General features: G+C 61.6%; 22 protein-coding genes. 3 read left to right on the top strand and 19 right to left on the bottom strand.

Annotated elements, in window-relative coordinates; genetic code table 11:
- Nucleotides 1–259: 259 nt before the first annotated feature.
- The 6 genes from QZ994_RS09155 to QZ994_RS09130 form a co-directional block, all read right to left on the bottom strand.
- Nucleotides 260–1,153 carry an alpha/beta hydrolase gene (locus QZ994_RS09155; protein ID WP_290871128.1) on the bottom strand — a complete coding sequence of 298 codons (894 nt, stop codon included), beginning with the start codon at nt 1,151–1,153 and terminating at the stop codon, nt 260–262.
- A 25-nt stretch (nt 1,154–1,178) separates the two neighbouring features.
- Entirely contained in the window at nt 1,179–2,723 is a 1,545-nt protein-coding gene (locus QZ994_RS09150) for a bifunctional 3-(3-hydroxy-phenyl)propionate/3-hydroxycinnamic acid hydroxylase (protein ID WP_290871127.1), read from the bottom strand.
- Between the two features lie 5 nt (nt 2,724–2,728).
- Nucleotides 2,729–3,604 carry a fumarylacetoacetate hydrolase family protein gene (locus QZ994_RS09145; protein ID WP_290871126.1) on the bottom strand — a complete coding sequence of 292 codons (876 nt, stop codon included), beginning with the start codon at nt 3,602–3,604 and terminating at the stop codon, nt 2,729–2,731.
- Nucleotides 3,605–3,644: 40 nt separating this feature from the next.
- Nucleotides 3,645–4,538: a VOC family protein gene (locus QZ994_RS09140; RefSeq protein ID WP_290871125.1), complete on the bottom strand. Its 894-nt coding sequence runs from the start codon at nt 4,536–4,538 to the stop codon at nt 3,645–3,647.
- A 91-nt stretch (nt 4,539–4,629) separates the two neighbouring features.
- The gene (locus tag QZ994_RS09135) at nt 4,630–5,670 is read right to left on the bottom strand and encodes an amidohydrolase family protein (RefSeq protein WP_290871124.1); all 1,041 of its coding nucleotides are present in this window, start codon (nt 5,668–5,670) and stop codon (nt 4,630–4,632) included.
- Nucleotides 5,671–5,749: 79 nt separating this feature from the next.
- Nucleotides 5,750–6,175 (bottom strand): heme-binding protein, encoded by a 426-nt coding sequence (locus QZ994_RS09130; RefSeq protein WP_290871123.1) that lies wholly within the window; start codon nt 6,173–6,175, stop codon nt 5,750–5,752.
- Between the two features lie 172 nt (nt 6,176–6,347).
- On the opposite strand from QZ994_RS09130, the gene QZ994_RS09125 reads away from it, so the two are divergent.
- On the top strand, nt 6,348–7,301 hold the full coding sequence (locus tag QZ994_RS09125) for a LysR family transcriptional regulator (protein ID WP_290871122.1): 954 nt from the start codon (nt 6,348–6,350) through the stop codon (nt 7,299–7,301).
- Nucleotides 7,302–7,540: 239 nt separating this feature from the next.
- On the opposite strand, the gene QZ994_RS09120 is transcribed toward QZ994_RS09125, so the two are convergent.
- The 10 genes from QZ994_RS09120 to QZ994_RS09075 all read right to left on the bottom strand — a co-directional run bounded on the left by QZ994_RS09120 (nt 7,541) and on the right by QZ994_RS09075 (nt 21,108).
- Nucleotides 7,541–9,199: an RNA-directed DNA polymerase gene (locus QZ994_RS09120; RefSeq protein WP_290871121.1), complete on the bottom strand. Its 1,659-nt coding sequence runs from the start codon at nt 9,197–9,199 to the stop codon at nt 7,541–7,543.
- An 89-nt stretch (nt 9,200–9,288) separates the two neighbouring features.
- Nucleotides 9,289–10,260: a hypothetical protein gene (locus tag QZ994_RS09115; protein WP_290871120.1), complete on the bottom strand. Its 972-nt coding sequence runs from the start codon at nt 10,258–10,260 to the stop codon at nt 9,289–9,291.
- Nucleotides 10,261–11,121: 861 nt separating this feature from the next.
- Nucleotides 11,122–11,835 (bottom strand): M48 family metallopeptidase, encoded by a 714-nt coding sequence (locus QZ994_RS09110; protein WP_290871129.1) that lies wholly within the window; start codon nt 11,833–11,835, stop codon nt 11,122–11,124.
- A gap of 16 nt (nt 11,836–11,851) precedes the next feature.
- Complete coding sequence (locus tag QZ994_RS09105) at nt 11,852–15,133, bottom strand: type I restriction endonuclease subunit R (RefSeq protein WP_290871119.1); 3,282 nt, start codon at nt 15,131–15,133, stop codon at nt 11,852–11,854.
- Entirely contained in the window at nt 15,130–16,395 is a 1,266-nt protein-coding gene (locus QZ994_RS09100) for a restriction endonuclease subunit S (protein ID WP_290871118.1), read from the bottom strand. Before QZ994_RS09100 ends, QZ994_RS09105 begins: the two co-directional genes overlap by 4 nt.
- The gene (locus QZ994_RS09095) at nt 16,349–17,221 is read right to left on the bottom strand and encodes a hypothetical protein (protein WP_290871117.1); all 873 of its coding nucleotides are present in this window, start codon (nt 17,219–17,221) and stop codon (nt 16,349–16,351) included. The genes QZ994_RS09100 and QZ994_RS09095 overlap by 47 nt, the downstream gene beginning before the upstream one ends.
- Nucleotides 17,218–18,072, bottom strand: coding sequence for a HipA family kinase (locus QZ994_RS09090; protein WP_290871116.1), 855 nt, complete (start codon nt 18,070–18,072; stop codon nt 17,218–17,220). The genes QZ994_RS09095 and QZ994_RS09090 overlap by 4 nt, the downstream gene beginning before the upstream one ends.
- On the bottom strand, nt 18,069–19,082 hold the full coding sequence (locus QZ994_RS09085; RefSeq protein WP_290871115.1) for a virulence RhuM family protein: 1,014 nt from the start codon (nt 19,080–19,082) through the stop codon (nt 18,069–18,071). Before QZ994_RS09085 ends, QZ994_RS09090 begins: the two co-directional genes overlap by 4 nt.
- A gap of 22 nt (nt 19,083–19,104) precedes the next feature.
- The gene (locus tag QZ994_RS09080; RefSeq protein WP_290871114.1) at nt 19,105–20,616 is read right to left on the bottom strand and encodes a type I restriction-modification system subunit M; all 1,512 of its coding nucleotides are present in this window, start codon (nt 20,614–20,616) and stop codon (nt 19,105–19,107) included.
- 3 nt (nt 20,617–20,619) lie between these two features.
- The gene (locus QZ994_RS09075; RefSeq protein WP_290871113.1) at nt 20,620–21,108 is read right to left on the bottom strand and encodes a restriction endonuclease subunit S; all 489 of its coding nucleotides are present in this window, start codon (nt 21,106–21,108) and stop codon (nt 20,620–20,622) included.
- A gap of 213 nt (nt 21,109–21,321) precedes the next feature.
- Here QZ994_RS09075 and QZ994_RS09070 point away from each other — a divergent pair, with 213 nt between their 5' ends.
- Together QZ994_RS09070 and QZ994_RS09065 are read left to right on the top strand one after the other, a co-directional pair.
- Nucleotides 21,322–21,621, top strand: a complete 300-nt coding sequence (locus QZ994_RS09070) for a DUF3892 domain-containing protein (RefSeq protein WP_290871112.1) — start codon at nt 21,322–21,324, stop codon at nt 21,619–21,621.
- 98 nt (nt 21,622–21,719) lie between these two features.
- Nucleotides 21,720–22,616, top strand: a complete 897-nt coding sequence (locus QZ994_RS09065; RefSeq protein WP_290871111.1) for a DUF6216 family protein — start codon at nt 21,720–21,722, stop codon at nt 22,614–22,616.
- Here QZ994_RS09065 and QZ994_RS09060 read toward each other — a convergent pair.
- The 3 genes from QZ994_RS09060 to QZ994_RS09050 all read right to left on the bottom strand — a co-directional run.
- Nucleotides 22,564–22,968, bottom strand: a complete 405-nt coding sequence (locus QZ994_RS09060; RefSeq protein ID WP_290871110.1) for a hypothetical protein — start codon at nt 22,966–22,968, stop codon at nt 22,564–22,566. The two genes, QZ994_RS09065 and QZ994_RS09060, sit on opposite strands and share 53 nt — an antisense overlap.
- A gap of 4 nt (nt 22,969–22,972) precedes the next feature.
- Nucleotides 22,973–23,491, bottom strand: coding sequence for a hypothetical protein (locus QZ994_RS09055; RefSeq protein WP_290871109.1), 519 nt, complete (start codon nt 23,489–23,491; stop codon nt 22,973–22,975).
- Nucleotides 23,488–24,438, bottom strand: a 951-nt coding sequence (locus tag QZ994_RS09050; protein WP_290871108.1) for a helix-turn-helix domain-containing protein, incomplete at its 5' end; no start/stop codon positions are given. The genes QZ994_RS09055 and QZ994_RS09050, both read right to left, overlap by 4 nt.

Genomic DNA, 24,438 nt, shown 5'->3' with positions numbered 1-24,438 from the left:
GGTGACGGGCTTTGTGCCATGGGGGTCTCCTCGTGCTGATCCGTTTGCGCTGGATCAATCTCTGTTCGTGGGGCAGTCTAGGGAGCGGGTGGGTATCGCTCCAGAGCGTGAACCGAATAAGGAAAATCCACCGCGCAAATGCAGGGCGATCTCCCTGGGAGAGGCGATGCCGCGGGCTGCGGCATTGCGGGTAATCCATGAGGCGCGGGGACAGGCGCGATGGCCTGTGACCCCGGCCATGGATGGCCCAAAGGCCCGATCAGGCCTGGGTGATCTCGCGCAGGAAGGCCAGCAGCGGCGCGCTCAGCGTGGTGTCTGCGGTGCCGAAGGTGTAGCCCTGCGAGAAGTGGTTGTGCTGCGGCAGCACGGTCAATCGAGGCTGGAAGCCATGGCGGCTCACCAGCCGCGCGAACAGCTCACCGGCCTGCACCTGCATCTGCAGCAGGTCCCATTCCGTCCAGCTGATCCACAAGGGCAGCGGCGCGGCATCGATGTGGTCGACGATGCTGGCCGCGTCCCAGGCTGCGGGGTCGGGGCCGAAGTAGGCCTCGTTGCGCGGGTCGGGCGTGGCGATGCCGAACTGCGGCCGCGACAAGCCCTCCAGCCGCGCGTTGTACGGGCCGGACAGCAGCACCGCACCGGCGATGCGCCAGCCCTCGGGCTGCAAGCGCCTCATCAGGGTGGCGGCGGCCACGTGGGCCGCACCGGCCGATTCGCCCATCAGCACCACGCGCTGCGCATCGCCGCCCCATTGCGGACCATGGCGCCGCAGCCATTGCCACACGGCGGCCACGTCCTGCGGGCCGCAGGGCCAGTGTTCATCGGGGGCCAGGCGGTAGTTGGGCAGCACGGCCACAAAGCCTTGCTGCGCCATGAACACGCCCAGGTTGGCGCGGTGGCCCTTGTGGCCGCGGATGAAGCCGCCGCCATGCAGGAAGACCAGCACCGGCCAGCCGCCCGCCGGTGCCGGGCCTTCGGGCTGGTAGACGTCCAGCCGGTGGCGGGTGTGGGGGCCATAGGGCAGCTCGGTGTGCACGCGCACGCCGCTGCGGTCCTGTTGGGCCAGCAGGGGCTCGTACAGGGCCGCCACGGCGGGCAGGTCGTTGCCCACGTCGCGCAGGCGCCGGGCAAAGTCGAGGTCAGGGGCGGTCATCGTTCACCTCCGGGGTGCTGGGGGTTCAGGCCCACCACGTTGCGGCCTCGTGCAGCAGCGACTGTAGCTGCGTGGTGTCGCTGGCGGTGCCGAACACGTGGTGATCGGGCCGCAGCAGGGCGGCGCGGCAGCCGTGTTGCGCGCACCAGGCCTGCACCACGCCTTCGGCTTCGGGCGTGCTGGCCAGGTGCAGCGTGGTGAGCTGTGGCGGGCTGATGAGGGCCGCGTCTGCCGGCAGCTCGGGCGCGTCGGTGGCCAGCACCAGACGCCAGCCATGGCCCAGCGCCGTGTCCATGCGGGTGCGCTGGCCATCGGCGCCTTGCAACCACGGTTGCGGGAAGAGCTTGCCGCGGCCCGGGGTGTCCAGCGTCGACAGGCAACCCAGCTCCAGGCGGGGCAGCACGTCCTGGCGCGGGGTGTCTTTCACCACACCGCCGCATTCGGCCAGCATGCGGGCATCGCGCTCGCGGGCCTTGGCCACGTCTCGCTCGCAGATCACCGCGCCCACGGCCTTGATGCGCGTGGTCAGCTCGCGCACATGGGCCTGGCGTTCGGCGCCGTAGCTGTCGAGCAGGCGCTCGGCGGCATCGCCCTGAACCTGGCCTTGCACCACGCTGATGAGCTTCCAGCACAGGTTGGCCACGTCGCGCACGCCCTGGCACATGCCCTGGCCCAGGAAGGGCGGCTGCATGTGGGCGCTGTCGCCAGCCAGGAAGGCACGGCCCACGCGCCAGCGCGAGGCCACCAGCGCATGGAAGCGGTAGCTGGACTGGCGCCACAGCTCGCCGTCTTCGGGGGTGAGCCAGCGCGACAGCAGGGCCCAGGTGCGCTCGGGCGTGGCGGCTTCCTTGGGGTCTTCGCCGGGCTTGAGCGAGATCTCCCAGCGGCGGTGGTTGCCGGGGCCGATGACGTAGGTGCAGGGGCGATCGGGCTCGCAGTACTGCACGCTGGTCTGCGGCAGCCTGGCCAGGCCGCGTTCGTTGCAGCGCACGTCCACCACCAGCCAGGGCTCGTCGAAGTCCAGGTCGATGAGGTCGACGCCCAGTTGAGCGCGCAGGCCGCTGGCGCCGCCATCACAGGCCAGTGCCCATTGGGCGCGGATGCGCTGGGCCGTGCCATCGGCGGCCGTGGTGTCCAGCGTGACGCCATCGGCGTCTTGCGTGAGCTGCTTCACTTCGGTGCTCAGCGCCACGGTCACGTTGGGCAGCTGGGCCACGCGGGCACGCAGGGCGCGTTCGACCGGCGGCTGGGTGAAGACCAGCGAAGGCGTGTACCCCTGGGGGTAGGGCGGGGCCACCATGGTCATGCGGCGGATCAGCTGGCCGTCCACGCCCCGGTACTCGGAAGGCGTGAAGGGCTCGAAGTGCGCGGCGATGGCGTCCACCACGCCGATCTGCTGGAACACGCGCATGACCTCGTGGTCCAGCGCGATGGCGCGCGGGATCTCGTAGACATCGGGCAGGCGGTCGCCCACCCACACGCGCAAACCGGCCTGGCCCAACAGGGCCGCGGCCACCGCACCAGCCGGGCCGAAGCCCGTGATGGCGACGTCGTAGACGGTGTCGCTCATGGTGCTTACTCCTCGCGGCGGATGGGGTTGACCAGGGTGCCGATGCCGTCGATCTGCACTTCAACGGTGTCGCCGTCCTTCATCCACACGGGCGGGGTGCGCGACTGGCCCACACCGGCCGGCGTGCCCATCACCACGACGTCGCCGGGCTCCAGGGTCAGGCAGTCGGACAGCAGCGACAGGGTCTCGGTCACCGACCAGATCATGTCGCGCGTGTTGGCGTCCTGCATGGTCTGGCCGTTGAGGCGGGTCTGCAGGCGCAGGCCGCTGGCACCGGGGGGCAGCTCGTCGGCCGTCACCAGCACGGGGCCGAAGCCGCCGGTGGCGTCGAAGTTCTTGCCGATGGTCCATTGCGGCGTGCGCTTCTGGTAGTCGCGCACCGACATGTCATTGAAGCAGGTGTAGCCGAAGACGTGCTGCAGCACCTCGTCCTGGCCAGCGTGGCGCGGCACCTTGCTGCCGATCACCAGCGCCAGCTCGCCTTCGTAGTCGAACTTCTCTGAGACCTTGGGCAGCTGGCCGGCATCACCGTGCGCCATCAGCGAGCTCTTGCCACGGAAGAAGAACCAGGGGTACTCGGGCTTTTCGCGGCCGCTTTCCTTGGCGTGGTCGAAGTAGTTCAGGCCCAGGCAGATGACCTTGCCGGGCTCGGGCAGCAGCGGGGCCAGTTGCACGCTGGCCAGGGGCAGGCGGGGCGCATCGCTGCGCAGGGCGGCCTGGGCGGCGGCCTGCAGGTCGATGCCGGCGGCCAGGGCGCTGCGCAGGCAGGGCGGGACCTGGGGCTGGGCGTCGTGGAGGTCGATGAGCTGGTCGCCATCGATCAGGCCCAGGCGGGCTTGAACGTCGGCTTGGCCCTGGCGCAGGTAGGTGGTGAATCGCATGGTGGTGTCCTTGTGAAATGGAGGTGGCGGTGAGGCCCGGTCAGACCGGGGCAAAGAAGACGCTGCGTTGCGCGGCCTTGAGCTCGGCCACGGGCGGGGCGATGCCCCATTGGTCGACACGGCCGGGCGGCCAGGTCCAGTCGCCGGGGCCGCCGGCGCGGTAGCTGTCGTCGATCTGTTCGACTTCGGTCGTGTATTCGATGACCTCGCCAAACGGCCCGATGAAATAGTTGAAGACGTTGTCGCCGGGCCCGTGTCGGCCGGGGCCCCAGGCGATGGGGAAGCCGGCATCGCGCATGCGGCCGCCGCCGCGCATCACGTCGTCGATGGCGGGCATCAGGAAGGCGATGTGGTTGAGCGCGTCGTTGTCGGTGTCGCCCAGCGCGATCGTGTGGTGGTCACGGTCGCAGTTCATGAAGGCCATGATCCGGGTGCGGTCGCTCAGGGTGAAGCCCAGGGCGCGTTCCATGAAGGCCTGGGTGTCGGCCACGGCGTGGCTGTTGAGCACCGCGTGGGCGAGGCGGATGGGGGTGTCGGGCAGCTCGGGGGTGTCGTCGTACAGCGCGTCGCCATGCACGATGTGGAAGACGCGGCCGTGCGGGTCGGCGATGCGCAGGGCCAGGCCACCGGCCGGGTCTTTGGAGCCACGGGGCGCATGCAGCACGCGGCCGCCTGCGGCCTCCGTGGCCTGGGCGATGGCCACCAGCGCTTCGGCGCTGCGGGCCCGCAGGCTCACATGGCGGATGCTGACGCCATCGGCCGCGTGCAGCGACAGCAGGTGGTGGTCGGCGCCGCTGCCGCGCAGGTACAGGGCGTCGTCGCTGCGGGCCACGACCTGCAGTCGCCAGGTGGTGGTGTAGAAGGCCTCGGCACGCGCCAGGTCGGGCACGTTGAGGGCCACGCTGCGCAGGGCCTGGATCCAGGGTGAACTCATGGGGTCTCCTCGGTCGATGGGGTGTTCATGTGGGGCGCAAATCGGATGCGGTTGGGATGCGGTTCGCATACCGGTGGGGGCATGGGCAGGTTCAGCCCAGTCCCCCACGCGGGCCCAGGAAGCGGCGCGCATTGCCCGCCACCAGGGCCTCCGTCCGGGACGCGCTCAAGCCCAGGGCCTGCACGCGGGCCACGGGCTCGGCTTCCTGAAAGTTGAAGGGGTAGTCCGTGCCCAGCAGCAGCTGGCTGTCGCCAAAGGTGGCCAGCAGGTGGTCCAGCGTGGGCTGGTCAAAGACCAGGGTGTCGTAGAACAGGCTGCGGGCGGTGTCGCGGGGGGCTTCGGGCAGCTGATCGCGCAAGGCCGGGAAGGTGTGCCAGCCCTGCTGCAGGCGCGGCAGCAGCGAGGCCAGCGTGCCGCCGCCATGGCTGAAGGCGATGCGCAGGCGCGGGCAGGCCTGCAGCAGCCCACCGGTGATGACGGACGCGGCGGCCAGGCCCACGTCGGTGGGGTAGGCCAGCACCTGCTGCAGCGGTGCGGGGCCCACCAGGCGGTCCATGCCGGCGGGCTTGAGCGCGTGCACGAAGACGGGCACGTCCATCGCCTCGCAGGCCTCGAAGAAGGGGCGCAGGCTGGGGTGACCCACTGGCACGCCGTTGACGTTGCTGCCCACCTCCACGCCCACCAGGCCCAGGTGATCGATGGCGTGGCGCAGCTCGTCGATGGCGGCGTCCACATCCTGCAGGGGCACGGCGGCCAGGCCCTTGAGCACACCGCCGGATTCGGCGCACAGCCCCGCCGTGGTGTCGTTGAGGTAGCGGATCAGCTGGCGCGCCGGGGCCAGCGGCAACCAGTAGCTCAGCAGCTCGGGCATGGGCGAGACCACCTGGTGGGCCAGGCCCATGGCGGGCAGCTCGGCCAGGCGGCGGGGCGCGCTCCAGCAGCGTTCGTTGACGGTGCGGTAATGCTGGCCGCCCACCAGCACGTGGCGGTGGCACAGGCCGCCTTGCGGGGGCGCGTCGGTGGTGCTGGGCCAGCCCGGGGGCACGACCGCGTTCAGGCAGGCGGGGAAGTGCGCCGGCACGACGTGCGCGTGCACGTCGATGCCGCCGCAGGTGCAGCGCATCAAGCTCATGGTGTGTGGTGATGGAGGTGGGCCTGAGGCGGTCAGGCCACCGTGGCGCCGTGCAGGCGGTCTGCCGGCGCGGGGGCGATCAGCCCGGGCTCAGGCCCACGGCCTCGATGCCCGCCTGGCAGATGGCCTCGTCCTCGTCGCCCGTGCCGCCGGATGCCCCCACGGCGCCCAGCAGCTGGCCTTGCGCATCGCGGATCAACAGCGCGCCGGTCTGCGGGATGAAGCGACCCTGGCCCGTGGCCGCCAGCGCCTGAAAGAAGTTGGGGTTGCCCTGCGCCCGCTCGGCCAGCACGCGGCTGTTGGCGCCCATGCCCACGGCGGCCCAGGCCTTGCCCAGGGCAATGTCGGCGCGGAACATGCTGGCGCCGTCTTCGCGCTGCATCGCCTTGAGGTGGCCCGCCTCGTCCACCACCACCACCGACATGGGCCGGTGACCGGCACGGCGCGCGGCCTGCAAGGCGGCGCTCAGCAAGGCGTTGGCCTGGCTCAGGGTCAAGGTGCTCATGGCTTGTGGTCTCCGGCGCGGGTGGCGTTGTGGGTATGCGGACAGACCGGCTCAGGGTCTACGGGAAAATTCTATGGAGCCGGACCGCATCCATCCATAGCATTTGATGGATTCAAAACATCCACGATTCAAATGCCCCAAACCCGCTGGTGATGGGCATGATCGCCCCTTGATGGACATCCGCCACGTTGACCTCAACCTGCTGCTCGCCTTTGACGCCATGCTGGAACACCGCAGCGTCACCAAGGCCGGCGAGGCCATTGGCCTGAGCCAGCCCGCCATGAGCGCGGCCCTGGCGCGGCTGCGCGCCACCTTCGACGACGCGCTGTTCATCAAGTCCGGCGCGCACATGCTGCCCACCACCCGCGCCGAGCTGCTGGCCGAGCCGGTGCGCCGCGTGGTGCAGACCATCCGCACCGAGGTGCTGCTGCCCGGCGGCTTCGACCCGCAGCTCAGCGAGCGCACCTTCACCATCATCACGCCCGACATCGGCGAGATGCTCTTCGTGCCGCCACTGTCGGCCCACCTCACAGCGGTGGCGCCGGGCGTGCGGCTCAAGGTGATCTCGCGCCCCCGGGGCACGGCGGCTGCGGCCCTGGCCGACGGCCACGCCGACCTGGCCATCGGCTACTACCCGGACCTGCGCGGCGCCGGCTTCTTCCAGCAAAAGCTCTTCGAGAACCGCCACGTGTGCGTGATGCGGCAGGCCCACCCCCTGGCCGGCCAGGCGTCCTTGAGCCTGGACGAATTCCTGTCACTCAAGCACGTGGTGGTGCGCCCCGATGGCCGCGAACACGTGCTGGAGCAGCACCTGGCCCGCACCGACGTGCGCCGCGACGTGGTGCTGGAGCTGTCTCATTTCATGAGCCTGTTACCGGTCATCGCATCGAGCGACCTGGTGGGCACCGTGCCCGCCGACCTGGCCCGCATCTTCACGGCCTATGCGCCGGTGCACGTGGTGCCCCTGCCCATCCAGGCGCCGGTGATCTCGGTGCACCAGTTCTGGCACCGCCGCTCGCACCAGGACCCGGCCGTGGTGTGGCTGCGCGGGCAGGTCTACAAGCTCTTCGGGCGGGGCGACATGAGCCTGAGCGAACCGCTGGACGAGGAGGCGATGGCGGCTTGATGCGTTGTCAATTTGGATGGCAACGCTTGAATCGGTTTCCTGGTGCCACCAGTGTGGGTCGATAGGTTGAGATGGCGAAAACCGGGACAGTTCGCAAATGGCTTCGTGTCAGGCGATTGCGTTGACTGCTTCAGGCTGATTGCGGTCTCTCCCAATGAACTTCTAGCCATCTGCTGCTGGCCTGGAAGCTGCCCCTAGAGCAGAACCATACTTCCTGTCGCGATTGCAGAACGACTTCATCAGCTTCTGTACTCCGAGCTGAGTAAGGACAGTGCATCCAAGTTGGCCCCTTCCCCGTGTGCATATCGCGTTCGTGCCAAAGTCGACATTGCATCATGCGTAACGCCTAGTCCGAGGGCTTCGAACTCGTCTTCGTAAGAAAGGTCGGGATTGGATCGAGCGAGCGATTCACGCCCCTTGATAACTTGAAGCAGTCGAACGCGCTCTCCTTCACCGACCACTGCAATCGCCTCCGGCGGTAAAGTGCCAGTCAGGCTGAGGGTCGCAAGGGAATCTAGAGCTGCGGTCGTCAACTTTGTGGCTGGGTCGACTGCCGCTGTTCCCTCGCCGTGCTCCGACCAAAGTTCAGAGAAGGCCGCAGGGCCGCGAGGGAAAAACGGAAGGATGGGAGTCACATTGCCAGAGGCTAAGGCAACTGCTAAAGATCGTTGTTCGACTAGCTCGGGAACGGCTTCGAAGACTCCTGAGTTCGACTTCCACTCAGAAAATCTCCGCAGGTAAAAGAGCGTGTTGACGACGCGCCGAATTCGTTGAACATGCCAGCGGCGCAGTTCGGGGCCCTTCGCCGACCGATCTTGCAAGAGATCATGAAGGGATTGCTCGTAATCCCGCTTCAACTGCATCGCCCGTTCTACGAAGTCGGTATTTCCGGCAAAGACTAGACCCAAAGCCTGCGGCAGGCCGCCGGGCGCTTTGCGTCGACCTAGGAAATATCGGAACCGAGAATAGGTCGAGAGAGCAGTGAGGCGCTGAACTGGAATAGACATCCCGGCCTCGGATAGCAAAGCGCCCAACTCGCTTCCCCGATCAGGATGCAGCGCCAAGTAGGCCGCCAAGTCTTGTGTATAGCGTCGAAAGTCATCGCGGCCCGAAATGTCCAACCGAAGGACGCTTGAGTCCCACTCCTCCGCCGACATGACGACCGACTTGTCGGTGTTCAAGACGTACCCCTGCGAACTCGCACAATCGGCTATCCGCTTCTTTGTCGCCTCGGCGTTGACAGCGTCACACACGACGATGATGTCATCGACGTAGCGAAAGTAGCCCGTCCCATAGGCGCAGGTTAAGTCTCGATCAACCTCAGTCAGCGCGAGGTGTCCGAGCACATGTGCTGAGGCGGGGCCGATTGGCAAGCCACCGCCGCCAACTTCGAAAAGCTGCAAGTAGAAACTCTCGACAGCGTCGGGTTCGAGGCTATTGATGTGATTCTGAGACCTGAGGCGCGCCCCCATCTCTTTCATCACGCTGTCACGTCGGATTGACGGATAGAACCCCTTCAGGTCGGTGACCACAGCGACGGTCCCCGGGCGCATCAATGCGGCAGCCACCTCGATGTTCCTGCGCTTGTAGCCCTCCGCGAAGAATTCGTAGCTGGATCCGGACCACTCCGACTTGGGCCACAGGTAGCTATATGCGCGGGCAGGTGGCGCAAAACTGGGCATCGATGCCAGCTGCGCCAAGACAAAAGCCTCCGCGAAGGCAGCAATCGGACTAGGGGCGAAGCAGCTCCTGTACTCCGGCACCTCCTGCCCGCTTGTCTGACCCATCGACTTGAAGTACTCAAAGTGCCGAAAGCTCCAGTGGTCGCCCACCGATAAGCGACGCTCCACCGCCCGCCGCAAGTACGAATTTTCGGTCGACGGAAGTTGCTTCGCCATGAGACGCAGCCCGACGTAGGTTGGAAAGTAGCTGAGCCTTGTTGCATTCAGCGACCGTATTAGGAGCGTCTGGTCTGTTCCAAACATGGTCATCGATTCTTGAATGCGAGGACGACGACACGACTAGTCGCTGACTTGCCATTGTGCGGATCGCTCCACTGAAAGGAACGGGTCGGAGGGTCCTTCAGCATGGGGACGTCCGTCGTGAGCGAGAAGGAGTCGCCCTTGGGCGAGAACCTATGCTTGATCTTTTTAAGTGTCAGCTGAATCGCATCGGCCAGAGTAGTGAACCACGATTTACCGACATGCGGCTCAACCCACAACCACGTACTACTTCGCTTGCTATGGCTTAGACCAGCTGCTGCATGCTTGAGCGAGTCGATCATCGGTTCGACCCCTTCTTTCTTGGCGCCGGAGATGGCCGAGATCACACATAGGAAACGGCGTACGTCTCGCTCACGGGCATGCGTAAAGAAGCCGTCTAGCGTCTCGCTAAAGTCCCCCAGGACAGTCAAGTCGCAGTGGCAGAGGTTGAGTTCGACAACGATTCCGGCGCTGGCAAGCCAAGGAGAAAGCTTATGCAGTAAGGCAGCGAAGTGGTTCAGCGACGCCGGTGAGAAATCGATCGCCGAGATGCTGACGTTGAGCGGCAGAGTCGGAATCGAGCCCGTCCGGCGCAGTTCGCAGATCAGCGACAGCATGCTGATGGTTCCTGCTCCATTCCCTGCGGCAAGGTCAATGACGTGGATGCGCCCCTCTGCGAGCTGGTCCAGTACTGCATCGCGAACGTCGGCTTGCTCGTCTTTTGGGTCTGAGCAGACATACTGCATGCGAGCAGCCGAGTTCAGAAATCGATTGACCACATGGTCGCACGCTTCCTCAGTAGAGGCCCCGCCGATTGTGCCTGCGGAACCAGCAGGGTCATACTTGTCCTGCCAGCCGTTCTCCCTCAGGTAGTCCCGGTGCGCATTTACGAGCGGCTTGGGCAGATGCAGGACTCCGTCGCGCCAAAGGGTAGACGAGAGAAGACTTCCGGAGAATGCGTGCAGCAACGGCGACATCTAAGCTGCGGTCGAGAACCGCGAGTCATCAAGCTGTGTGAGCGATTCAGCGAGTTGCTGGAACTCAAGTACGCAGGTATTCGGACTGTCAGCTGAATAGCGGTAGGCCAACATTCCAAGGCGCACGAGCAGGGCGTCGTGCGTCTTGAGGAACGAATGGTTTGTCGCCTGCTCTTGGTTCATTGTCTCCCAGGTACATGCTGCCGTCATGGGTGCAGTGGCTTTTAGGGCCTAGGTATGTGTAGTTTATTCTAGGCGCACCGACATCATTGTCATGGACGCGGCAATCTGCTGGCGAGGAGTTGGCTCGCTAGCTGACAACGTCGAACGAGACCTAAATGCCATCGATTAGAGATAGATCTTACTGCGTCGTCCAGGTCGGTCTGGTGGTACTGCACTGGGTCTTTACAGGCGACTTTCCGCCACGAAGCACGACAACACCTTGAGTTAATCCGCTTTCGGATGATCACTTCTGCCTGGATGGCGGGCGCTCTTCGTCGCAGCTCGGATGACAGCAATCGCTGCAGAGCAGACATCACAAGCAAGCCAGCTTGCCTTGACCAAGTACCGTTCCAGGTCATTTACCAAAAAGCAAAACGCCCGGTTCCCCGGGCGTTTTCACTACAGTCGTCAGCAGTTTTTCACCACCGTGGCGCAGATTTCAATTTATCTGTCACCCGACAACATCTGTCGTGTGCCACAAAACATGAAAAGCACGCATGTGAAGCCAAAGGGATTTTTCAAAATTGATGGCACTGCCCGTGGGACTTCGTGCCACCAAAATTGCAAAGCTCCGAATGCCGTGCCGCAATACATGCAATGCGGTGAAAGCTGCGCTTTCCTAAACACCGAGAGAGCGTATCACCGGTTGAGCAAGAGTTCGGCCAAGTCATCGAGCTCCACCTTGCGAGCCTCCCAATCCGGCAAGGCTCGAGCCAGGTGCCTGTAGAAACGGTCACTGTGGTTGTGCTCCCGGAGGTGACACAGTTCGTGAGCAACCACGTACTCGATACATGGCCTGGGCGCCTTCACCAGATGGGGATTGAGCACGATTTCGCCTTTAGGAGAGCAACTGCCCCACTGAGTTCGCATAGACAGAAGGCGCATGGGAGGCAGCGTTCGGCGCAGTCCAAGACGCGGCACCATCTCCAAGAGCACCTTGGCAAAGACATCTGCGGCACGCTGCCGGTACCAATCGTCTAGCAGTTTGCGCACAGCCAAGGCGCCTGCGCTCGAATTTGTAATCTCCAATCGGCCGCGCCATAGGCGCACACCCGGTTCGACACCTTCGGCTGGCAAGACCTTCAGCATGTGACGCCGACCGAGATAGAAGTGTGTCTCACCGCTGACGTACTCGCGGGGAAGGACGTGAAGTCTGCGTGCCTCCACTGCTTGCAGTTGCTGCCAAACCCAAGCAGCACGTTGCCGCACGGCTTGCTTGACCTCTGGCAGCGTCACCCCCTCAGGCGCGTCCACCTGTACTGCACCTTCCGGGGTGACATGGATCGATACGCGCCGTGCCGGGCGCGGGAGATGCCTCAAAGAAAAGCGTATCTGCTGATCTCCATACGCCACGGCGTGTTGCGTCACTTCACACCCCGCCACGAGCCAGACCAACTCGAGTGACTTGAATCACTTGATCGATGGCTTCCTTGGCCTTGTCTAGCCCCATCAATCCGAAGAGCTTGGGGAGCAATGCCTTGCGGATGGCTGCCTCAATGTTCTGAGGGTTCAGTGAATGCTCAGCCACAGCCTGCTGCACCACAGCATCAATTTCTTGGGCTTGCCCAACCCATACCGCTTGATCCGCTTGTGCGAACGCTTCCTCGCCAAGCACCAAACGGCAGATACCAAAGTACGCGCGAACGTGCTTGCTCCCACTTAGCTCTGCCGGCAGCCCGCCAACGTCTCGCGCATCCACCTGCTCTTCGAACTTCTTGAACAAGGCGTACTGCTTCAACGGGTGATCGAACATGGCTTCAGCTTCGGCGATCGCCTGCTTCAGCAAATCGGCGAACACTTTTTGCGCGTAGGGGTCGTCGGCCAGATCTTGCTCGATGGTCTTTTTCAGACGCGTACGGATCATGTCCGTCTCGTTGCGCGTTTTCTCTTCGCTCCATTGCTCGGCTGCCTCAGGCTGCCCGAGCTGATGAACCAGATAAACCCCCTCTGGTTCACGAACTTGGCTGCCGATCACTTGCTTATCGACCAGGCGGCGGATCTGTTCTTCATAGACGCTGTAGTCAACGGTCTCCAACGCATCCTGGCGAGCGATCGTGCGCAGGCTGGTGAAGAAGCGCAGGTCTTCCTTGTATCGATGAACGTCCGCCTCGGAGAAGCTGTGGTCCTCGAAGAAACTTCGTGAAGACAAAGCAGTCTGCAGACAAAGGCCGAAGGCGGTCAGTGCACTGTAGAAGTCGTCACGAACTTTCTGACGTGTGTCGTAGGTCTGGCCGTCTTCATCCTCCGCGTAGCGCGGCATCAGCAGCTGCCTGTACTGCTCCAGGTCCTGCTTGTTCTGCACCTCGGCGAAGATCGCCCACAGCTCATCGTGCAGGCCAGGCAAGCGCTTGTACTCGGTGCTCATCTGCTGATAGAGCCCCTCGATGTCTGCCAGTTCGTAGCCGCCTTGCGTGCGGCTCTCCAAATCTTGATAAGCACGCACGGCCGTGTCCAGCTCTTTCAAGATGCCTCGGTAATCCACCAGCACACCATAGCGTTTGGCCTCGTGCAGGCGGTTCACGCGTGCCACAGCCTGGATCAGGTTGTGTTCCTTCAACGGCTTGTCGATGTAGAGCACCGTGTTGCGCGGCTCGTCAAAGCCTGTCAGCAATCGGTCTACCACGATCAGCAGATCTGGCTCGCCATCACTGCCGAAGTCCTGCAGTACCTGCTGTTCATAGCCCTCGGCGTTTTTGCCGACGTGGGTGTTCCACCACTTCTGAACTTCGGGCAGCTTGCTCTCATCAACCTCAGTGTTGCCTTCACGGCTGTCAGGTGCAGAAATGATGACGGCACTACTCACCAGCCCTGTGTCGTCGAGGTATTGCTTGTAGCGAATAGCTTCAAGCTTGCTCGCCGTGGCCACCTGACCTTTGAGGCCTTGCCCAAGCTTCTTGATGTTCTCGTTGAAATGTTGGGCGATGTCCCAGGCGATGAGTTCGATGCGGTTCGCTGCGCCATAGACGGCTTGTTTGTTGGCGAACTTGCGCTTGAGGTCGGCCGCCTGCTCTGGGTTCAGACCCGCTGTGATGCGGTCAAACCAGCGGTTGACGGCCTCTTCATTGATCGTCAGCTCTGGCACGCGCTCTTCGTACAGCAGCGGTGCCACGGTGCCATCTTCCACAGCGCGCTGCATGGTGTAGGCATGCACGATGGGGCCGAACTTGTTGGCCGTCTTGTCCTTCTTCAGCAAGGGCGTGCCGGTGAAAGCCACATAGGCCGCACGCGGTAAAGCTTTGCGCATGCGCTCATGGGTTTCGCCGCCGTGGCTGCGGTGGCCCTCGTCCACCAGCACGATCATGTCTGCCGATGGGTTGTAGCACTCGGGCAGTTTGGAGGCTGTGGCGAACTTGTGGATCAGGGTGAAGATGATGCGCTCGGAACCTTGACCAATGCTCTTGGCCAGCTCGCGGCCCGAACCCACCTTGGCCTTCTCTCCATCCTTCTTGGTGGCCACGGCTGAGCCAAAGGCACCGCTGTTCATGAAATTGCGCGCCAATTGATCTTCCAGATCCAACCGGTCGGTCACCACCACCACACGGCAGGCCTGGGTGTTCTGGTGCAACACCAGTGCTTTGGTCAGGAAGACCATGGTGAAGCTCTTGCCAGAGCCCGTGGTGTGCCACACCACACCGCCTTCGCGCCCGCCATCTGGCTTGCGCTGGTTGATGCGCTCCAGCAAGGCCCGAATGCCAAAGAACTGCTGGTAGCGGGCCACCACCTTGCCTGCCTTGCGATCAAACAAGACAAACAGACGCAGGTACTCCAACAAGCGCTGCGGGTGAAGCAAGGCTGCCAGCAGGCGGTCTTGGTCGGTCGGGAGCAGCGGCTGCGCCCATAGTTGGCGGAAGTAGGTTTGAAGCTTGGCGGGCTTGCCTGCCAGCAATGTCGCCTCTGCGTCGGCGCTGAGTGGCCGGTTCTTCCACTCGCTCAGCTGTGCATCACTAAACTGTTCTTCGCGCCAGCGTGCCCAGAACTTCATGGGCGTACTGGTGGTGCCATAACGCCCTTCAGTGTGGCTCACGGCCAGCAGCAACTGGGCATAAGCAAAGAGCTGCGGAATCTCGTCAGGCCGCTGATTGCGCAGCTGCTGGCTGATACCTTCGTCGACCATAGCCTGCCCCACATGCGTGGCGTCGGGGCGCTTGGCCTCGATGACCACCAAAGGCAAGCCATTCACATAGGCCACCAGATCGGGCACACGGTGGTGCGTGCCGTGGGTGGACAGCACCTCCAACTCTTCGGTTACGTCCCAGCGGTTGGCGGTCGCATCGCTCCAATCCACCAGGGCAATGGTCGGCTGGTGCTTCTTGCCATCGGGCATGAACTCGGTGACGGTCACGCCCAGCGTGAACATCTGGTAGACACGCTCGTTGGCCGACAACAGGCCCTCGGTCAGGTTCACCGCCTGCACCTGGCGCAGGATCTGGTCGATACCGCTGGGCGAGAGCGGGAACCATTCGCCCTTGTAGTCAAAGCGCCGGGATTGCAGCACCTCGATCAGGCGCGCCTTGAGAATGACCTCGCGTGTGCTGCCGCGCAAGGCCAGCGCCTGGGCCGTGGTCAGGAAACTCCAGCCCAGGTTGACGAGCAGGTGCAGCGCCGGAATGTGAGCGCTGTATTGCTCGCGGGTTTGAGGGAGGGCGCTCATGCGGCCTCCGACTCTGCCATCGAGCTAGACACACGCACGCGACGTTTGCCGGTCAGCAGATCCGCCATGAGGGCACGTTTTTCTTCGCGCAGACAGTCCAAGTGTTTTTCCAGCGCGGCAATCTCTTCGTCCGCGGCTTTGAGCACATTGGCGATCGCAATCTGCTCGCTCAGTTCAGGGATCTCCACTTTGATCTCGCTGAAGTGGTGGAACTTGAGATTCCACGTGTCTGACACCAGGCCCTGTGAATATCTATAGAAGAGAAAGACGACCGGTCTGTACTTGAACAGGTACGCGGCGAACTGTGCATCGATCAACTGCGCCTTGGGCCTGACAACCGTGTACGCCGGACTGACGATCCCCTCGTGCGGGGAGAGTGCTGACACACCCTGCCACATGCGCATGGTGTTGTAAGCAATGTCTCCCGGACAGACCCGCAAGTACTTGGACTTGTCTTCATTGGATGTGTCTTTGCGGCCGACATCATCGCGGGGGATGACACCTTCTTCTCGGGTGATAGAAAGCAAGCGCAGGTCAGGGCGATTGACCTCAACACGTTCGTCGAACAAGGCACCAAGGCGATAGCTCTTCCTCTTTGTTGCATGACCGGATAGCCGTTGCTTTCCTCCGAGCAGCCAATCTGCCAGAGCATCCCTCTGCCTGAGGCTATTGGCGAGGTAGCGTTCGGTCGCAACTATGGCCGCACCCCATGTGTCAATCACCCGCGCAATACGGATCTGCTCTTCAAACGGAGGAAGAATGACAGGGAAACCTTTCAGCTGCGTGGAGTTCAACGATGCAAGACCAGTCGACCCTTTAGCGCAAGAAAGGAAATAGTCACGACCGTATCGGCATTGAACCAATAACGCCAAGAACTCCGGCAACAACCCCTCATCCTTATGCGTTCGCACAGCAAAGACATGGTTCTGGTGAACAGCCTCGGCAATTTGTCCGTGCCATAAGCAGCCACGGCCGAGGTTTTCAGGATTTCCATTGCCTTCGATCAGTAGCAGGTCACCTGCCTGCAGGGTGTATCGCGAGGTTTGACTAGCTGGTACGTCAATCTCTTGAACGTCCGACAGGTCCAATGCGCCGTCTTGAACGTTTGCCACTCTGAGATAAGGCCGTTTCAGAGTTGCACCCTCACGCCGCGCGTTTTTTGACAGCCCTGTGCGAACTTCTGCGACGGTATGCAGAGGTACCTGTTTCCATCCTTTAGGCAGCATGCAGCACCTGACTGGCCAAATGTTGTGCAGCTTCATGCGGCGACGAGAAGCGCTTGAATGTCACTGAGCGAGCTCTGGCTTCGGTCTCTAAGAACTCCAAAGAGTTCATGAAGCTTTCTCGTTCTCGCCGTGGCAGGTAACCGATGGTCTCGACAGGCGGACATCCCACCAGCACTTCGGTGTTGTCAAGCGGGTGGATCTGGTCGCGCCGAACAGCCTCCAGATCAAACACCTTGACCTTAAGTGAACGTGTGTCACCCGAGGTGTGTCCTGGCCGCATCACACCAAAGTTTGCGGCGTAGTGCTGCCTCAAGAAGCCGATGCGAACAGCCTTGTTGCTCAGCTTGATGCGGACATTGAACTCCTCTGGCTGGAGCATTTGGGTAATCTGTGCTGTTTGCATGCTCAGCAAGTCGGTGCGGATCTGCTCGGCCCAGTCATCGAATGCCCGCTTGGTTGCGCCCTCGACTTCTTCCCTGGTACCGAAGTTGGATTGCCCAAAGACAGCAGAGAGCCTGACGGCCATGTCAAACACCTCGTTGATGTCCCTGGCGACGCCGTCTCGGGGCGAATGGATCTCAAAGCCCCCGAAGGGCATGCTCAGGTCTTCGACCGATATGCCTTGGTCAAGTTGCTTTTGCAGATCGATCACCGTGGCACCCACCATGGATGCCACACCTTTGCCAGCGGTCCCGAACAAACCACTTATTACGGCCGGTGCCACACCTTGACGAACTTGCGTTTGTCCGCTTTGTGCTCGGACTATGACAGCCACGGTGATGGCCTCACCACTCCCCGGAATGGTTTCCATTCGAACGGGCCACCATGTGGCCTGGAAATCCGGTAGTTCGATGGGAATCATGCTTGTCCTTTCTCGCCCTCAGGACGAGAGACGGGCTCAGGGCTCAAGTACATTTGCTCAGGAATGATGCGTTGCGACAGCAGTCGATCAAGGTGTTCTAGTCGGTCCACCAGGAATGAAACCAAGGTCTGGTAGTTGGCCACGCCATCCTGCAGGTAGCCAACCGCAAGGGGCGAGCCATCAAACGTCACACGCCTAAAGGCCGCCAAGCGGCCACGCAGTCGGCGCAACAGCAACACCCTCTCCGTATCGGAGAGGCCTTGCATCAATTGCCCCGCCAGCCAATTGGTCACGCCTTGGTCTGGATGCAAGGACTCTGCCATGGCTGCCTCGTGGTCTATCAGATAGAGGCGGGCCTCTGGACAAATCAGGATGTCGCTGGGGCTGCGAACGTCGTTGGCAATCCACTCGTCAAACGCACAGGCAGAGTCTGAGAGCTTGAGCTTCTCAAGCAAGGTGAAAAGTTGATCCAAGCTGCGCGCGGGACGGGCCATGGCGCGGGTGGACACATCCAGTGTTGCAAACGCAATCAAGTTCTTTGCGCCCTGTTGCCCAACATGAGAAGGCTTGACCGTCACGAGGTAGGGATCTGGCGTTGGCAGCCCAACAGCTTGTGCCACTTGAGCAGCCAGTGTTTCCACCATGATGGCTCGTGCCGAGAGGCCTACCTTCACATACAAGGTCAAGGGCTGGCTGTTAAGTCCATAAGCAGGACAGAACCAAATGTCTGTACGCGAGCCGGTGACCTTGTTGCCGAGACCACAAGTTGCTGCCACACCGATATGAGGCAAATGTGCGGCAGGAAATGGAATCACTTTGCCGTCTGGTCTGTTCGTGTCTCGATTAGTCATGACGAACTCCCCTTGATATTTTTGCGCCTGATGCTGAGGTGCTTTTCAACCTGCTCCAGCTCTCTCATCTCTGCGCGATCGGCCTCCAGCGCTTCCGCCTGACGCCGTGCTGCGTCAAACTGCTCATAGCGTTCGTGCGCAATCGTCGTCATGGCTTGATGGCTCATGCGACCTGGGCCCTGTAGCACGGCCTGTTCGTTGAAGGTCATGAAGCTGTCCACATAGGCGCGCCAGTCGGCCATGCGCAGGTCTTTGCGCTGCATGGTGCGCAGCTCGGCAAAGTCCAGGAACATGCTGACGATGCGGTTGAGCTGGTCCAGCTCTTCGGTGTTCAGGTAGTTTTTGGCCACGGTCACATCGCCCTTGCGCACACGACCGCCCTTCCACGACGTGAGCGCCATGTTGGGCTGAGTGGGGTCGGCTCGCTGCACGATCAACTCAGCAGCCGTGTGGCCGGTCACCGCGAAGAACATCTTGTTCTGCACTTCAGCGAAGAAGAGGCCGGTGGCCTGCCCATCGTCCGCGTAGTCCACCGACAGCGCAAACAGGTCACGCACCTTTTGGTAAAAGCGCTTTTCCGACGACCGTATGTCTCGGATGCGTTGAAGCAGTTCGTCGAAGTAATCCCAGCGGTCGCCGCCCTTCAGGCGCTCGTCATCCATGACGAAGCCCTTGATCAGGTACTCCTTGAGGTGGGTGGTGGCCCACTGGCGGAACTGGGTGCCGCGTGGTGACTTCACCCGGTAGCCGATGGCCAGGATCATGTCGAGGTTGTACAGCTTGACCGTTCGGCGGACTTGGCGGCTGCCCTCGGTTTGAACTATTAAGTCATCTTTAACAGTTCGAACTTCGGTCAACTCCCCTTCATCCAGCACGTTTTTGATATGAATGTTGATGTTCGGTGTGGATGTTTGAAAGAGCTCAGCCAGTTCGGCCTGGCTGAGCCAGACGGAGCCATCCTCGGCGCGCAGGAAGAACTGCGCCGAGCCATCCTCGGTGGCATAGAGCACCAGTTCGGCGCGAGGCGTCGGCTCACTCATAGCCAAGCTCCTTCAAGTAGCTGGCCATCTTTTCCTCCAGCACTGCCAGCTCGGCTTTGAGCTTCAGTCGTTCTTCGCGCACGGCCTTCAGGTCGATGGCCTCGGCCTCTTCGAAGGTGTCCACATAGCGCGGAATGTTGAGGTTGAACTCGTTCTCGGCCATCTCGGCCGGGCTGGCCAGGTAGGCGTACTTTTCAACGCTCTGCCGTGCGCGCACGGTTTGCTCGATGCGATCCAGGTCCCGCGGGCGCAGGACGTTCTGGTTCTTGCCGTCTTGGTAATCGCGGCTGGCATCGATGAAGAGCACCTTGTCATCGGCCTTCTTCTTGCGCAGCACCAGGATGGCGGCAGGAATGCCCGTGCCATAGAACAGCTTCTCAGGCAGGCCGATGACCACATCGAGGAGGTTCTCTTCGATCAGCTTTTGACGGATCTTGCCTTCGGCAGCGCCACGGAAGAGCACGCCATGCGGCACCACCACTGCCATGCGGCCCGTGCCGGGCTTCATGGTTTCGACCATGTGCAGGATGAAGGCGTAGTCGGCCTTGGTGCGCGGGGGCACGCCACGGCGGAACCGCTTGTACGGGTCATCCGAGGCGGCCTCGTGCCCCCACTTTTCCAGCGAAAACGGCGGGTTGGCCACGACGATGTCAAAGTGCTTGAGCAAGCCCTTGCCATCAAGCAGCTTGGGGTTGCGCAGTGTGTCGCCCCATTCGATGCGGTGATTGTCCTCGGCATGCAGGAACATGTTCATCTTGGCCAGGGCCCAGGTGCTGCCGATGGCCTCTTGCCCAAACAGTGCGTATTTGCGGCTACCCGCCTTGGCGCGAATCAGCTGACCACACTTCATCAGCAGGGAACCCGAGCCGCAGGTTGGGTCACAGATTTCCTCCCCTTCCTGCGGCGCCATCAGGCGGGCCATGAGTTGGGACACTTCGGGCGGTGTGTAGAACTCGCCGGCCTTCTTGCCGCTGGTCGAGGCGAAGTTCTTGATCAGGAACTCATAGGCGTTGCCGATCACGTCCAGGGTGCCTACCCGGCTCTCACGCAGATCGAGCTCGGGCTTGGCGAAGTCTTCCAGCAGGTGGCGCAGGATGTCGTTCTTCTGGGCCTCGTCGCCTAGTTTGGTCGAATTGAAGCTGATGTCCTGGAACACATCTCGCAGCTTCGCCAGGTTGGCCTCTTCGATGGCGTGCAAGGCCTTGTCGATGCGCTCCCCGTTGCCGGGCTGATGGCGGACATCATGCAAGGCATAGAAGTTGGCGCTGCGGGGCAGGACAAAGCGCTCGTTCTTCAGCAGCTCTTCAATCAGCGCCGGGTGGTCACCATGCTCAGCCTTGTAGCGGTCATAGTGGTCCTGCCAGACATCGGAGATGTACTTCAGGAAAAGCATGGTCAGGACGTAGTCCTTGTAGATGCTCGGGTCCACCGTGCCACGGAAGGTGTCGCAGGCGCTCCAGACGGCTGCGTTGATGGAATCTTGCTGGATGGGCGTAGCGGTCATGGGTCAGTTGGCGTGGGATTCGTCGGAAAACAGGGCGAGTGCCAGCGCGTCGAGCTGCTGCTGGCGGTTGCGGATCAGGGCATGGAGCTGACGCTCTTCGTGCGTGGCTGCTTCGGCCAGTGACACAACCAGGTGTTGCTGTTGAAGCGGCGGTAAAGCCAGAGGCAGAGCTTCCAGCACAGGGCGGCGGATGCTGAGCTGGTCAGAGCCCTCGGCATTACTGGCCAGGTAGCGCTGAGCCGGCGCCCGGTTGATTTGCCAGGCCAGGAACTCGGGCAGCAGCGTCGGCGACTTGATGCGAATCAAGAAAAAAGTGGGGGAACACACCGTGGGCTTGGGCACGTCGCGCAGGCAAACGGCGTAGTTGCGTGCGCCACGGGCGACAAACACGACGTCGCCAGGCTCCAACCATTGCACGGGTTTGCCGGCATCGACCTCGGTGCGAACGAGCCCGTCCCAGGCTACTTCGCCGTTTGGGCTGAGATCGCGCATCTGCAAAGCAAACGCGTTGCCAGTCTCCACGAGGGGCACGCTGCCTCGGAAAGGGTGGCCTGCTTGTACGTCCGCCAGACTCTTTAAGATCCAGTTCATTGTGCATAAATCGCGTTGATGCTGAATTTTGCTTGCATGCGCCTTTAAAAGCAATTACATTGCGCTCTGCATCGCATCATTTCGATTGATGCATAAACTTTGAAAGGATTGGAAGTGAAAGAGTACGAAGTGAACTGCGTGAACAAGCCGAACCGCAACAGCCAGCACGAACACATCACGCACATTGGGCACACCGGTAACAAGTGGCGTCTCACGCGTGAGGCGGCGGTCGCACGCATCGACTCAAAGGCGGAGGCGTTCTACACGGTGGACAAAGCCTCTGGAAAGCGCATCTACATCGGTGTCGTGCGCGAGGCTGGCAAGGCGCCATATCTGCGCACTCATGCAGACGGCAAATGGAACGACAACCTTTTGGCACAAAGCGAGTGCGGCTCCGACTGCAAGATCATCTGAGCAGGTAGATGTAACGGCATGGGCTGCGACCGTCCGTGACAGCAGCCCATCCAAGAAAACCTGACTTGTAGACCCAACGCGCTCAAGGACTCGCTGGCATGGAATCGCTATCTTCATTCGTACAAAGCCCGCTCTTCTCCCGGGCATCCATTGCCCTTGCCGGGCTACTTGCGCTCGCATTTTTCTGGTGGCGAGCCGGCTCAATTCACAGCGTTCTCGACCGCATCTGGCGCCTGATCGCAGGCAAAGCAGATGTGCACGACCCGGTACTTAAGGCGCTCCTGCAAGAGAGCCGAGATATCGAAAAATTTCAATTCATCTACCGCCTGAAGGTGGAAACAATGAACGAAATGCGAGAGCTCATTGCCTGGATGGCGACTCATCGCGTCGGCATGTCGAAGCTGCAAACCATGCGGAAGTGGATCGACACCACCTCGAAAGAAATGATCCGGCAGCCACCGAAACACTACGTGCCTAGCCACCTTGGGTTGGCCACATTGGCCATGATCGTCATCATGGGTCTTGGCCCGCTTGCGGGCTCTCACGACGCCTATCTGCAAATGCGAGCCTCAAAGGTCTGGTTCAAGACAGATGCAGTGACGGTCAAGGCCCCCTTTGAAGGCTGGACATTCAGGCAGGACCAGTGCGCATCAAATAGGAGTGTGTTGGCTCGGATCACGGGCTTCAGCCAGTCCGAGACCGAGGTGATTTGCGATGCACTGAAAAACGATGGGCTAAAACCCCTGGTCAAACAGACCGTCGAGTTTCAAGCTTGGACAGGCATTGTTGGCATTGCCATCGCGCTAATCTTCGCGTTTACCAATCTCGGCGCCGCCATTTCCGCACAAGCCGCAAATCGCTTACGAAAGAAGCTCTACACGGCCGAAAGCAAAACGCAGGATGGGTCCACCGATAATCATGCGGTGCCAGCACCCGCAGAGACTAAATCTGCTCCCTCACCGCGCCGTCGGAGATCGCAACCTCCCGGTCCGTGAAAATTGTCAATATCGTCGCTGGCTCGATTCCAATGCCCGCCTGGCGGCGCACCATTTCCAGAGCGATTTCGATGCGATAGTCAACATAGCACCGATGCAGCGCCTGCATAGAGAGAGTCACAGGTGAGCCTCGAACGCGGCTCGACAAAATGTGCAAGATCAAAGCCAAAGGTGCTGCCGCAGGATTTCGCAGTTGAATATCACTCTCCCCAGCCAGCGCGTCGAGATCACGACATATCAGTTGCAGCCAATGATCAGAGAGATGACTTGGTAGCGCAAATTCCGCGGGCCTGACCAAAACTTCGTCGCGCAGCTTGGACAGATCAGAAGGGGGCAGGTCATCGATGTCCATTTCTTCACTCCCCCGCCCCTTCTTCACGCACAGCCTTCTCGATTTCTCGACGAAGCCGCTCATAGTTGGCGGGCCAAATCACTTGCTCCATGCGCAGCGCGGCAAGGCCCAGCAAGTGCATCAGGGCAAATACGCGCCGATCATTTGTGGTGACCAAATGCTCCCGCAGCAACTGATCCAAAGCCTCCGTCGCCCGGTGTACCTCTGGCGTCGGACGGCCATCGAAATCTGCCGGGAAGTCCGCCTCACTTGCGACCCTTTGCCAAGCGGCTGCAAGCGACTCAATGGAGGTGCACGTCGACTCGCCGCCGAACCGATCCTGACTCGTCATGAAGTCTTGCGGGATCTCGTCCGCCCGATCCTGGTCAAAGAAGCCGTCCCATGACGCAGGATGACTGGACAACACAAGATCGCCGCTGTTGGGATCGCAACGGATAAACACCTCACCACTGCGCATCTCCGTGCCAGCAGGCAGCACCACGACCTGCATGCCATCGATCGTCTTGATCTGTGCCTTCATCATGGCCGGATTCCTTTCTCTAGGAGAGGGCCCAACACGGGCACAAGGTCGTCGCGCCGATAGAAGTACTGGCGAGCACCATCCACCCCCGGACCACAAGTCGGTTGGCACGCCAGCAACGCAAGCATCCGACGCGGTGCCATGCAATGCGTGGCCGCAATCTCAGACAAGGACACATACGTCGTACGGAAGCATTCGATCGCCTGAGGCGTGACGCGACGGCACCGCCCGAGCAAAACGGATGCAATCAACCCTCTTGCGACCAGCTCGTAAGTGACTTGTTGTTTCAACCCCAATCGCCGGGCCGCTTCATCGACAGACAACCATGCCTCATGGGTTCTGCGCAGATCGCTCAACCACGCCCTCAACTCCTTGGCGTGCAGCTCCGCGCGACCAAGGTTTGGCGAATCGCTCGCTGGTCTTTGTACTGCCAGCGTCTTGTTCACCATTGCATGAACCAGTGCAGGGAATTCACCTGGCTGCAATCGCCATGCTTTGAGGATCATCCTGACTGGCACGCGACAAGACATGCTGTCTTGGCCGGCTGCCGCTGGTTCACCCAGCGCAGCCAACCTCATGACGTCGGACCTGGATAGCCACCAGGTTGCAGCATTCGCTCGGCGTCGGTCGATCCAGGTATGAACAAGCCCAGCGTCAATGAGTTCTCGCACTCGCCACCGGCCAATGCAAAGAATGGATGACGCTTGCCGCAAGGTCACCCGGTCTTGCTTCATCTTTTGAATCTGATGATCTGCGTCCGCAGCGAAGGCCCGAGTGACGCGCCCAGAACCGTGCTGAACCGCATGCACGGGTATTGATCCGCTGCTTGCCAAGTGCTGGACATCGGCCCGTCCTATACCGGCCTTCTTAGCCAACACCTTCGCACTCTGGCGCGGGTGTTTCGATAAGGTTTCGGAGCGCAGCCAACGATTGCGACGGCCCAGCATGCC

It is taken from the genome of Aquabacterium sp., from assembly GCF_021768455.1.
Lineage (GTDB): Bacteria > Pseudomonadota > Gammaproteobacteria > Burkholderiales > Burkholderiaceae_C > Aquabacterium.
The sequence above is the reverse complement of the archived record's forward strand: the minus strand, read 5'-3'. Positions and strand labels throughout refer to the sequence as shown.